The organism is Flavobacterium marginilacus (assembly GCF_026870155.1).
Taxonomy (GTDB): Bacteria; Bacteroidota; Bacteroidia; order Flavobacteriales; family Flavobacteriaceae; genus Flavobacterium; species Flavobacterium marginilacus.
This window is the reverse complement of record NZ_CP113975.1, coordinates 4,642,134-4,654,878: the sequence shown is the minus strand read 5'-3', so window position 1 is coordinate 4,654,878 and position 12,745 is coordinate 4,642,134. Positions and strand designations below refer to the sequence as shown.

General features: G+C 33.8%; 8 protein-coding genes and 1 tRNA gene. 6 read left to right on the top strand and 3 right to left on the bottom strand.

Going from position 1 to position 12,745, the window contains the following annotated elements; translation table 11 throughout:
- Window positions 1–33 precede the first annotated feature (33 nt).
- A complete protein-coding gene (locus OZP07_RS19370; protein ID WP_281636391.1) occupies window positions 34–3,309 on the bottom strand; it encodes a glycosyltransferase family 117 protein in 3,276 nt (1,091 codons plus the stop codon).
- A gap of 263 nt (window positions 3,310–3,572) precedes the next feature.
- On the opposite strand from OZP07_RS19370, the gene OZP07_RS19365 reads away from it, so the two are divergent.
- Window positions 3,573–3,643 (top strand) — tRNA-Gln (locus OZP07_RS19365).
- A gap of 108 nt (window positions 3,644–3,751) precedes the next feature.
- Here OZP07_RS19365 and OZP07_RS19360 read toward each other — a convergent pair.
- Window positions 3,752–4,579 carry a universal stress protein gene (locus OZP07_RS19360; RefSeq protein ID WP_281636390.1) on the bottom strand — a complete coding sequence of 276 codons (828 nt, stop codon included), beginning with the start codon at window positions 4,577–4,579 and terminating at the stop codon, window positions 3,752–3,754.
- Between the two features lie 170 nt (window positions 4,580–4,749).
- Between OZP07_RS19360 and rimP the strand changes: the two genes are divergently transcribed.
- From rimP to OZP07_RS22285, 4 genes are all read left to right on the top strand, one after another.
- On the top strand, window positions 4,750–5,214 hold the full coding sequence (gene rimP / locus OZP07_RS19355) for a ribosome assembly cofactor RimP (protein WP_281636389.1): 465 nt from the start codon (window positions 4,750–4,752) through the stop codon (window positions 5,212–5,214).
- A gap of 14 nt (window positions 5,215–5,228) precedes the next feature.
- Window positions 5,229–6,482 (top strand): transcription termination factor NusA, encoded by a 1,254-nt coding sequence (nusA, locus tag OZP07_RS19350; RefSeq protein WP_115811312.1) that lies wholly within the window; start codon window positions 5,229–5,231, stop codon window positions 6,480–6,482.
- 90 nt (window positions 6,483–6,572) lie between these two features.
- Window positions 6,573–9,488 carry a translation initiation factor IF-2 gene (gene infB, locus OZP07_RS19345; RefSeq protein ID WP_281636388.1) on the top strand — a complete coding sequence of 972 codons (2,916 nt, stop codon included), beginning with the start codon at window positions 6,573–6,575 and terminating at the stop codon, window positions 9,486–9,488.
- Between the two features lie 1,021 nt (window positions 9,489–10,509).
- Complete coding sequence (locus tag OZP07_RS22285) at window positions 10,510–10,665, top strand: phosphorylase family protein (RefSeq protein ID WP_432419541.1); 156 nt, start codon at window positions 10,510–10,512, stop codon at window positions 10,663–10,665.
- Window positions 10,666–10,722: 57 nt separating this feature from the next.
- Here OZP07_RS22285 and OZP07_RS19340 read toward each other — a convergent pair whose 3' ends face one another.
- Window positions 10,723–11,112, bottom strand: coding sequence for an SPOR domain-containing protein (locus tag OZP07_RS19340; RefSeq protein WP_194641912.1), 390 nt, complete (start codon window positions 11,110–11,112; stop codon window positions 10,723–10,725).
- A gap of 219 nt (window positions 11,113–11,331) precedes the next feature.
- On the opposite strand from OZP07_RS19340, the gene OZP07_RS19335 reads away from it, so the two are divergent.
- The gene (locus tag OZP07_RS19335; protein WP_281636387.1) at window positions 11,332–12,663 is read left to right on the top strand and encodes a c-type cytochrome; all 1,332 of its coding nucleotides are present in this window, start codon (window positions 11,332–11,334) and stop codon (window positions 12,661–12,663) included.
- The last annotated feature ends 82 nt before the right edge of the window (window positions 12,664–12,745 follow it).

Below are 12,745 nucleotides of genomic sequence, written 5' to 3'. Positions count from 1 at the left end.
ACATTTTAATTGTTTTTGATTTATATCAGATAGCTATTCTTTTTTGCGTCCAAATCGGGCAAATATTTCAATATAAGTGTTAAATGTTTTTTTGCTTGAATTGTAATATGCCTGATCTTTACTTTCCTGCATAACTGTTAATAAGCTTCTGTAACGCTCTATGTCGGTAATGATTTCAATACTTACATCAGATTGTTCTGAAGGAGCTAATTTTGCATAATAATTAAGGTTTTCGCGATATTTGTTTATCAATTTTTCTAATAAATCATGTGCTTTAGCCTTTTCTCCAACATCATAGTAACCTTTAGCAAATGGTTCAACTAAGGAGTAATATCCAAATTTTTCCAAAGGCATTTTTGTCATTGCTAACTCAATGATTTTTTTGGCTTTGTCAATTTTTCCTTCAGCGATCAGCTGTTTCATCAATCGGGCCAAATTCATTCGGTAAGTAAGACTTTCTCTGCGCGTTTCTGGATCATGATATATTTTGTCACTGTCGCTGTTCCCCCAATCCCACGCCATTACTTTGGCATACATGTTTTCAGTGTCAATTCGTCCCATATCCATTTGACCAGAATCTTCAGTGAATGCTGTTTTTATTGGAACTAATTTATAAACCATACCTTCTAATTGAAGATAATCTTTCATCCATAAATAATCTTCTGCATCAAATGCGCCTCCGCTAAAATAAACAGGTCTTTTCCAGTTGTTGTTGTTGATAAGGTCAAGCATCATCAGTCTGTTTTTGTAGATGGCACTTCCTTTTATATCAATATCAATATAAGGAACAATTGAATCGTATAATTTTGGATTGACAATTTTGTTCTTTATAATGTTGGCTTTATTAATAGGAATTCTGATTTTATTAGTCGGATAAAAATGTATGGTTTGTCCATTTTGCATTTCTACAGTAGATCTAGGGTCTTTTATGAATTTTATAAAAGCGGGTAAATCCCAGCGGCTTTCGGTTTTTTGAATATGTGCTACATAGTCAAGTTTATCTCCCACATATTCATTATGTGTAAATGAAATTGGCAGAGCATTGGATTGATATGCTTTTCTCTTCATTTGATCAATGTACCAATCTGTCATAAATAAACTTGTATTTACAATTTTAATATCGGTACGGATGCCTTCTATTTCCTGAGCATACCAAAGAGGAAATGTGTCGTTATCTCCAATGGTAAATAAAATAGCATTTGGATCACATGATTCTAAATAGGCTTTTGCCATAGCGGTTGCTGTGTATTTCCCTGAACGGTCGTGATCATCCCAGTTTTGATAAGCCATTAATACTGGTGCTGCCAATAATGAAGCTCCTATGAATACAGGACCTGCAATTTTTGGAGAAAGGTATTTTTGAAAACTTTCATATAATGAATATACGCCAAAACCTATCCAAATGGCAAATACGTAAAATGATCCTACTAAGGCATAGTCTCTTTCGCGCGGTTCAAATGGTCTTTCGTTCAGGTATATTTTTAACGCAATTCCCATAAAAAGGAAAAGTGCTAATAAAACATAAAAGCTTTTTCTGTCTTTGCTCGCATGATGCATAATTCCAATTAACCCAAGTATAAATGGTAAAAAGAAATATACGTTTCTTCCTTTATTGTTTAAAGTATCTTTTGGTAAATTGTCTTGAGAAACTAAGTGTAAATTGTCTACAAATGGAATACCGCTTATCCAGTTTCCGTCAAGATAGTCATATCTGCCCTGTTCGTCGTTTTGTCTTCCAACAAAATTCCACATTAAATACCTCCAGTACATGTATCCAAATTGGTATTCGAACATAAAGCTGAAGTTGTCTGCAGTGGTTGGTTTTTCTATAATTAAATAGTCGCTATAGTGTTTTAGAAAAGCAACATATCCTTCATTGTCAATTTGTTTTTGAGCATAAGCCTGTCTGAACTCAGATACCGTTTTTTCAGTTTCATTTTTTAATTGTGCAACTGCTTTGTTGTAATCTTCTTCACTTAATTTGCTTGGATCCAATCCATATTTTACAAGATCTTCATCATAATCATGGTTTGGATTTATTCTAAATGCCGGCGGATGTGTGAAGTTAATATAGTTTTCAATATGTTCTGTGCTCCACATTCTTGGAAGAATGGTTTTTTGGCTGTTGTCTGAATTTTGTTCGGCATTCTTGTAATTGTTTACAATAACATATTTGCCGGTTTTGTAATCTCTCTCGTAGTTAGGAGCTTTGTCTAAATATGGAGTTTCAGGGTCTAATCCTGTAAAAGCCTCGGTGTATTGAGGACCATAAAATAATGGGTTAACTCCGTATTGCTCTCTGTTGTAATATGCTAAAACTTCGGCAGCATCAGATGGTTTGTTTTCATTGATGACAGTTTCAGAATTGGCACGAATTGGCAACATCAGCCATGTTGAAAATCCTATAAGAATGAAAAGAATACAAAGAATAAGAGTGTTATAGTGTACTAATCCTTTACTGCGGGTATAATTCAATCCAAAATAGAAGAAAGCTATTAGAAGCAGTGTTACAAAAATAGTTCCTGAGTTAAAAGGCAGTCCCATTGAATTAACCATGAAGACTTCGGTTTTACCAAAGAAAGCCATTGTTAAAGGTAATAATAATTTGAAGATGAAAAGTAAAACAGAAACAACTACAATGTTGGCAATTATGAAATTTTTTACTGTTACTACTTTGTAGTTTTTAAAATAATATAAAAATCCAATAGCAGGAATAGTTAACAAGGCCATGAAGTGCACTCCAAATGATAATCCAACTACAAGCGAAATTAACAATAACCATTTATGACCTCTAGGAGTATCCATATCCTGTTCCCAGCGTAATCCTAGCCATAAAAGCAGAGAAATTAATAAACTGGCCATTGCATAAACTTCAGCTTCTACTGCATTAAACCAAAAACTGTCCGAAAAAGTATAAGCAAGCGAACCTACTAAAGAACTTCCAAGTATTACAATAGCATTACTGCTGTTTATTTCGGTATACTGACTTATAACTTTTTTCAAAATTATAGTTGATGACCAAAACATAAATAATATGGTGAAAGCACTTGAAAATACAGATGTCATGTTTACCATCAATGCAATATGTTCTTTGTCTAAAGCAAACATTGCAAAGAAAGCACCAATCATTTGGAACAAAGGTGCTCCTGGCGGATGCCCAACCTCTAGTTTTGCAGCAGTAGCAATATATTCTCCACAATCCCAAAAGCTCATGGTAGGCTCAACAGTAAGCGTATAAGTTATTAAAGCGATTGAAAAGGCAAACCAACCTGTAATGGTATTCCATTTGTTGAAATTGAATGATGTCATATACTCGTCTTCTGTTTTTTTTACATGTTTTAAAAAGTGATACAAAGAAAATGTTTTTTTTTTTAAAGTGAAGTCGCATTATTATAATTTTATTGAAAATAATCATTTTGGTAAATGCTTTGTAATTCAATGTTTTAATCATATTTTGATTTTTAAATTGAAATTTGTTTCGATTTTTTTAAAGAAAAAGGCAAAAAAAGTTTGCACAACTAGGAATTTGTTCTAAATTTGCACTCGCTAAGCAGAAATGCTCGCAGTAAAGCTGGTCTATGGTGTAATGGTAACACAACTGTTTTTGGTGCAGTCTTTCTAGGTTCGAGTCCTAGTAGACCAACAAAAAAAGCCTCTCAATCGAGAGGCTTTTTTTATGAAATAATTTTAAACTGTATGCGTTTGAAAAGTAAAGCCTCTCTTTTTTTTGGAGAGGCTTTCTTTTTTAAAATTATACTCTAAAAGTTAATACTGGCTTTTGAGAGTGATTTACTAGATCTTCAGAAATGCTTCCAGTGAAGAAATGGTTTAATGCAGTTCTTCCGTGTGTGCAGAAAGCAATTATGTCTCCATTGTTTTCATTAGAGTAATTTATGATTCCTTTTTCAATGTTGCTTTCGTTGTATGTTTCAAAAGTATACTCTGGCATATCAAATTCAGCAACGAATTCGTTTATGATTTTGCGTGCAGCCGAAGTGCTTTTGAAGCTGTTTGGAGTGCAGATCATTACAAGGTTTAATTTTGCTTCAAATATTTTAGCAAATTCAATAACCTTTTTGAAAGGTTTTTTGATTTCGTTAGAGAAATCTGAAGCGAAAATGATGTTTGCTGCTTTGAAGTTTTCTAGTTTGTTTTTGATTACTAAAACTGGAACTTCAGATTGTCTTACGACTTTTTCGGTATTAGAACCTACTAAGATTTCATTAAGACCGGTTGCTCCGTGAGATCCCATTACAATTAAGTCAAAATCGCTGTTTTGTTTAATGTAGTTGTTGATTCCTTTGTAAGCACCATCGAGTCTAACTACTTCGGTTACTGCTATTCCGTCTAGATATGGACGGTTTTTTATGCTTTTTAGAGTTTCTTCTGCTTTGCGTTTGAATAGCATAATTTCCGGGATGCTTGTTTCGCCGGATATGGCGTCATTCATGTGTGTAGGTAGTTCCAGCATGTGAATTAAGACAATTTCGCTGTTGTTTTTTTTTGCAATTTGTGCGCCAACTTCTATAGCTTCATCAGCATATTTTGAAAAATCAGTTGGGATAAGAATTTTTTTCATTGTAATTGGGGTTTGTTTAAGTATAAATTATTTGTTAATTGATAGATTAAAGATATATTATTTTTTAATAGTAATCAATTTTTTTGATTTAAAAAAAACACTATATTTGCACCGTTATTTAGTAAAGTTTAAATAATGAGGGGACTAACGTCCCCTCTTTTTATAAAGATATGACATTTAAAGAGAAAGTAAAGCAGGTATTAGAAGAGGTTCTTCTGGAAAAACCATCTATTTTTTTAATTGACTTGACTGTAACGGATAGTTTTAAAATTATTATTGGGATTGATGGGGATAATGGAGTGGTTTTGCAGGACTGTATTGATATAAGTCGTGCTGTTGAGGGTAACTTAGACAGAGAAGAACAGGATTTCTCATTAGAAGTAGCTTCGGTAGGAGTAGGTTCTCCTTTAAAATTAGTTAGGCAGTATAAAAAGAATATTGGCAGAACATTAATTGTTAAAACCAATCAAGAAAATATTGAGGCAGAATTAGTTGAAGCTAATGATCTTTTTATAATTTTGTCTTGGAAAGCCAGAGAAGCCAAAAAAGTGGGTAAGGGAAAAGAGACGGTTCAAAAGGAATTGCAGATACCTTACGCAGATATTAAAGAAGCAGTTGTTACAGTAACATTTTAATTTAAAGAATTCGCATGGAAAATTTAGCATTAATCGATTCATTTTCAGAGTTTAAAGATGATAAACTTATTGATCGTGTAACGCTTATGGCAATTTTGGAAGATGTATTTAGAAATGCATTGAAAAAAAAATACGGTTCAGATGATAATTTTGACATCATCATAAATCCTGACAAAGGAGATATGGAGATTTGGAGAAGAAGAGTAATCGTTGCTGACGAGGATTTGGATTTTGAAAATGAAGAAATTACATTAACTGAAGCTAGAAAAATCGAAGCCGATTTCGAAATTGGAGAGGAAGTTTCAGAAGAAGTTAAATTGATAGATTTAGGAAGAAGAGCGATATTGGCTTTAAGACAAAATTTAATATCAAAAATACACGAACACGATAATACGAATCTTTACAAGCAATTTAAGGATATTATTGGTGATATTTATACTGCAGAAGTGCATCATGTTCGTCCAAGAGTTGTAATTTTGGTGGATGATGACGGAAACGAAATCATTTTGCCGAAAGAAAAACAAATTCCTTCTGATTTTTTCCGTAAAGGAGATAATGTTAGAGGTATAATTGAAAGTGTTGAACTAAAAGGAAACAAACCTCAGATTATTATGTCCAGAACTTCAGATAAGTTCTTGGAAAAATTATTTGAACAAGAAATTCCAGAAGTTTTTGATGGTTTAATTATGGTTAAAAATGTAGTGAGAATTCCTGGTGAAAAAGCAAAAGTAGCTGTAGATTCTTATGATGACCGTATCGATCCAGTTGGAGCTTGTGTTGGTATGAAAGGATCTCGTATTCACGGAATTGTTCGTGAATTAGGAAATGAAAATATTGATGTGATTAACTATACAAGCAATGTTCAATTGTATATTACCAGAGCGTTAAGTCCTGCGAAAGTTTCTTCTATCAAAATTAATGAAGAAGCTAAAAGAGCCGAAGTGTTTTTGAAATTAGAAGAAGTTTCTAAAGCAATTGGTAGAGGAGGTCATAACATTCGTTTGGCTGGACAGTTAACAGGTTATGAATTAGATGTAATTCGTGAAGGTGATGTTGCCGGAACTACAGCTGATGATGATGATGTTGAATTAACTGAGTTCTCAGATGAGATCGAAGAATGGGTTATAGAAGAATTTGCAAAAATTGGTTTGGATACTGCTAAAAGTATTTTGAAACACGATGTTGAAGATTTAGTTAGAAGAACTGACCTAGAAGAGGAAACGATTTTAGATGTAATTAGAATATTAAATGAAGAATTTGATAGTTAACAGACTGTTAATTCCTCATATAAAATAAATTTCTATTTTTAATGTAAGGTAAAAATGGAACAACGAATAAGGTAAAAATAAAAAGATTTTATGTCTGAAGAGAGAATTATTAGAATAAACAAGGTTTTAAGGGAATTAAATATTTCGTTAGAAAGAGCTGTGGATTATCTTAAGGATAAGGGAATTGCTATTGAGGCAAATCCAAATGCTAAAATTTCTGACAATGAATTTAATATCCTACAAAGTCAGTTTGCAGGCGACAAGGGGAATAAAGAAGCTTCCAAGGAAGTAGGTGAAGAGAAAAGAAAAGAAAAAGAGGCATTGCGTATTGAGCGTGAAAAAGAAGTTGAAGATAAACGCAAACTAGAGGAAGAGCGTTTGAAACAACAAGAAGTTATTAAAGCCAGGGCTACATTGTCTGGGCCGGTTCAAGTTGGTAAAATTGATCTTAATCCTAAAAAAGCCGCTCCTGCTCCTGAACCTATTGTTGCTGAAAAAGTAATTACTCCTGTAGATATAACTTCAAATGAAGCACCTGTTTCTAAAGAAGATGTGAAAAAAGTTACTGCTGAACCTGTAGAAATAAAACAGCCAGTAGTAGAAAAAATCATAAAAGAGATACCTAAAGTTCAAGAAAATGAGGCTGTTGAAAAACCTAAATTCAAGGAAGTTAAAAGTGCCGATAAACAGCCTGAAGCTGTAGTAGAGAAAAAGGCAGTAAGCACTACTAATGAAGCTCCAGTTGAAGAATCAATTGCTACACAATACCAAAAACTTTCTGGTGCAACTCTAACCGGTCAAGTGATTGACTTGTCTCAGTTTAACAAACCGAAGAAGAAAAAAGAAGATCCAAAAATTACGCCTAACAAGCCTGGTACTTCTGGAGTTGCTGGTGCTAATAATGCGAATAAAAATAAACGCAAGAGAATTGCTCCTAAACCGGGAGCTCCAAAATCTCCTGCAGCTCCTGGTGTTCCTGGAGTGCCAAATCCTAATAAGATTACTCCGAATACAGGTGGAGGAGGTTTTAATGCAAACAGAAGTGCAAGACCTGGATTTGTAAAAGGCAATAGACCTGCAATTGTTGCAAAAGTTGAGCCAACAGAAGAAGAAGTTAAAAATCAAATTCGCGAAACTTTAGAGAAACTTCAAGGTAAAGGAGGGAAGTCTAAAGCGGCGAAATATAGAAGAGATAAAAGAGATACGCATCGTCAAAAATCTGATGACGAGCAAAGAGCTTTGGATGAAGGAAGTAAAACGATTAAAGTTACTGAGTTTGTTACTGTAGGTGAAATTGCAATAATGATGGATGTGCCGATTACAAAAGTGATTGGAACTTGTATGTCTCTTGGAATAATGGTTACGATGAATCAGCGTCTGGATGCTGAAACATTGACAATTGTTGCTGATGAGTTTGGTTATGACGTTGAATTTATAACAGTAGATATCGAAGAAGCTATTGAGGTAGTAGAAGATAAAGAGGAAGATTTAGTTACCAGAGCACCAATTGTTACTGTAATGGGACATGTTGACCACGGTAAAACATCTTTGCTGGATTATATTCGTAAAGAAAATGTTATTGCAGGTGAGTCAGGTGGTATTACACAGCACATTGGAGCTTATGGAGTAACATTGGATAACGGACAAAAAATTGCGTTCCTTGATACACCAGGTCACGAAGCGTTTACTGCGATGCGTGCCCGTGGAGCTCAAGTTACCGATATTGCTATTATTGTGGTAGCTGCGGATGATGATATCATGCCACAGACCAAAGAGGCTATTTCTCATGCTCAGGCGGCTGGTGTTCCGATTATATTTGCAATCAATAAAATCGATAAGCCAAATGCTAACGTTGAAAAAATTAAAGAACGTTTGGCAGGTATGAATTTACTTGTAGAAGATTGGGGTGGAAAAATTCAATCTCATGATATTTCTGCAAAAATTGGTACAGGTGTTAAAGAATTATTGGAAAAAGTATTGTTAGAAGCTGAAATTTTAGATCTGAAAGCAAATCCAAATAAAGCTGCGCAGGGTACAGTTGTGGAAGCTTTCTTGGATAAAGGTAAAGGTTATGTTTCTACAATTTTAGTACAGCATGGTACTCTTAAAATTGGTGATTATATGCTGGCAGGAAAGCATCATGGAAAAATTAAAGCGATGCACGATGAAAGAGGTAAAACTGTTACTATAGCAGGGCCTTCTACTCCTGTTTCGGTTTTAGGACTTGATGGGGCTCCTACAGCTGGTGATAAGTTCAATATTTTTGAAGATGAAAAAGAGGCAAAACAAATTGCTGCGAAACGTTCTCAATTAATGCGTGAACAATCAGTACGTACACAGCGTCACATTACATTAGACGAGATTGGACGTAGAATCGCATTAGGTCAGTTTAAAGAGTTGAACATTATTCTTAAAGGTGACGTGGATGGTTCTGTAGAAGCCTTGTCTGATTCGTTCTCTAAATTATCAACCGAAGAAATCCAGATCAATATTATTCATAAAGGTGTTGGAGCAATTACAGAATCTGACGTTATGTTAGCTTCTGCTTCTGATGCGATTATTATAGGATTTAACGTTCGTCCTGCTGGAAATGCTAGACAATTAGCTGATAAAGAAGAAATCGATATCCGTTATTATTCTATTATCTATGCTGCTATCGATGATTTGAAAGATGCGATGGAAGGAATGTTAGCTCCAGAAATGAAAGAGGAAGTTCTTGGTACTGCTGAAATCAGAGAATTGTTCAAAATTTCTAAAGTGGGTACAATTGCCGGCTGTATGGTTACGGATGGTAAAATTACCAGAAATGGTAAAATTAGAATTGTTAGAGACGGCGTAGTAGTTCATGAAGGTGAATTAATTGCATTGAAACGTTTCAAAGACGATGTAAAAGAAGTTACCAAAGGCTACGATTGCGGTATTCAGATAAAAGGCTATAATGACATCGAAGAAAGAGATGTTATTGAAGCTTACCACGAAGTGGCTATCAAAAAGAAATTGAAGTAATATTCAGTTGTTATATGATTTAAAATCCCAATTCGTTGGGATTTTTTTTTGTTTAGGATGTCGTTTTACTTAGGGGTTGATTGTTTAATTGAGAGCAGTAATATAAGGTGTTTTTTTATATGATTATTGCTCTTGCAAGTGAATTGTTGCGCTGGGATTAATTTTAAAGCTTCTTTGTTGTTATTGTTAAATGTTTTCACAATGATGCAAGGTATTCGCTTTTAAAAAATAAATATTACTTTGTCATTTTGCAAAACAGTTAAATTTGCACGTATCCCAAGGATTAAACAGATTAGGATGGGTTTTTTAATAACTCCGTTAAGAATTTAATTGGAATCTGTGCAAAATCCATTCAATCCGAGTCATCTGTGTGCCATTTTTTTTATACTTTGAGTGTGTTGAAATTAAAAGTTTTAAAAGCAAATGTCTTATCAATGATGGTTTGTGATTTATTGTTTAAATGGTTTTTGTTATGAATAAAAGACGGATTAATGCCTAAAGAAATTAATGGCATTGTCACTCTCCTTGCAGATAAAAAGGAAATTGTTAAAGGAATGTGAACTTATTCCATAGGCACGATAAGTAATTTTGAAGCTATAGTAGTGTTTTCAAGGTGGTCAATGTTGCTTCTAACTCACTTGATTGCAGAATTCGGAATAACTGAATTTTTATTTACAGGAGTTGCCAGTGCAGTAGAGGAGACTTAAATATCGGTGATATTGTTGTTGCGAATAGCCTTGTGCAGCATGATTTGGATGCCCGTCCTATAATCAAATAAATTGAAATCCCGTTCTTAGGCATAAGTGAACTCTTTCTTCCAAAAGAAGTTTTGGATAATTAAAGTAGAAAGGATTGGTGAGTTAGTTAAATGGAAACCTGATTGATTTAGTTTCTTTAAAACAACAGAAAGATTTTCCATTGATAATTCATAAAGTAATGGTTGGATAAAATATAAGCTGGAATCAATTCTTTTTAGTAATCTTGAATAAGAAAATATTCTAGCTGTCTTTCCAGATGTTTTGTGTGTAGTATAGAAGGATCAGTTGTGGTTCAGGTATGTTTTGAATATAATATTCCTTTTGTGATTATCTGTACTATTTCTGATGATGCGAATGAGAATTCTGTAATAGATTTCAATGAGTTTATATCACAGGTTGCTTCTAAATTTAGTCTGTAAATCATTAAAAAACTTACAAAACAGCTTAGGTTTTAATATAGTTCAGTGTTTAAAAATTTATTTGCTAGGCTTTATTAAAAAAACGTTTTTATATCTTTTTTTAATATCAATAAGATTTCGTTCGGCTTCCATTCTAGTTCTGAAATTTCCAACCCAAACTTTATAATTAGGTGTATTGAAAATAATTGTTCCGTCGAGGTCTTTGAATTCTTGTTTAAATTCTGACAAAGTTTTTTTGGCAGTTTCACTTACACCGTTGAATATTTGAATTTTGTACCTGTCATTATAAGATAAATTAGGGTTTGATTTTCTTTTTTCTGTCAGTAATTGTTCGAATTTTGGATCCTGATTAAGTGTTAAATTCGAATTTTGAGCTCCTGTTTTTATTGTAGTTAAACAAAATAAAAGAGCTGATACTAATGGCTGTGCTAATCTTAAAAATCTCATAATCTGATTATTTATTTTACAAAAATAACATTTTAACAGGAAATTGAAATTAGATTCCTTATTTAGATTTGATATAAATTATAATTAAGATTATTTTAAGGTTTTGAGAATAGTTCTTAAGTCGTATTTTTGTCGCAGTTTTTAAAATAAGGAGGGTTTCGTCTTCTAGTTTATTTGACAATAAGCGAACAATTTTTAGTAGATAATCAATATATTAATATGAAAAAGGTGGGTAACCATAATTCGAATTCAAGGAAATTATTTTTAAGCTTAGCATTAATGTTGAGTATTTCCGTAGCTTCGCTTGCACAAGATGCTGCTCCAGTAGCAGCTGCTGCAGCTGCTGCGCCAGCTGCCAGTTCTGGAGGTGATGCGGCAAAAGGGAAAGAGCTTTTTAATACCAATTGTGCCGCATGTCATAAGTTAGATGCAAAATCTACAGGTCCTGCCTTGAGAGGTGTGTCTGCAAGGCATGATATGGCTTGGATTTATAAATGGGTTCACAATAGTTCTGATTTAATTAAATCAGGAGATAAAGTTGCAGTAAAACTTTTTGAAGATAATAATAAAGTTCCGATGACTCCTTTTCCTCAGTTATCTGAAGGAGATATTGATAATATTATAGCATATACTTCTGAACCTAAGGCTGAAGTTGCTGCGCCAGCTGCTGGTGTTCCTGGTGCTGTAAAAGACGCTTCGCAAGAGGCTGGTATTTCAAATAATGTTATTTTAGGTGCTTTGTCATTAGTAATGGCAATACTTATTGTGATGTTGGTTTTGGTAAACAAAGTTTTAAGAAAAGTTGCAGCTGCAAATGGTATTGAAGTTGCTGCAAAAGAACCTACTTTGCCTATTTGGAAGGCTTTTGTTAAAAATCAATTCTTAGTATTGGTTTCGGCTATTTTCTTACTGCTGGCTGGGGCTTATATGGTTTATGGTTTTTTAATGCAGGTTGGTGTGGATCAAAACTACGAACCAATTCAGCCAATTCACTACTCTCATAGAATACACGCAGGAGATAATGAAATCAACTGTAAATATTGCCACTCTGCTTCTAGAGTGAGTAAAACTGCTGGAATTCCTTCTTTAAATGTTTGTATGAACTGTCATAAAAGTATTAGTGAAGTTGCTGAAACTACTGCAACTCCAGAATACAGTAAGGCTTTCTATGACGAGCAGATTAAAAAATTATACAAAGCTGTTGGCTGGGATGCAGCTAGTCAGTCTTATACTGGAAAGACCGAGCCTGTAAAATGGGTGCGTATTCATAACTTGCCTGATTTCGTTTATTTTAATCACTCGCAGCATGTTACTACAGCTGGAATTGAATGCCAGACTTGTCACGGTCCTGTTCAGGAATTTGAAATCATGAAACAGTTCTCTCCATTAACAATGGGATGGTGTATTAACTGCCACAGAAAAACTGATGTTAAAATGGAAGGTAATGAGTACTACAAAAAAATACACGAACAGCTTTCTAAAAAATATGGTGTTGATAAATTAACAGCTGCTCAGATGGGCGGGTTAGAATGCGGTAAATGCCACTACTAAAAAGTTTAAAGTTTCAGCTTTCAAGTCTAGTATAATTTGAAAGCTGAAGCAAATAAAGCTTGAAACTAAAAAGAAATTATTA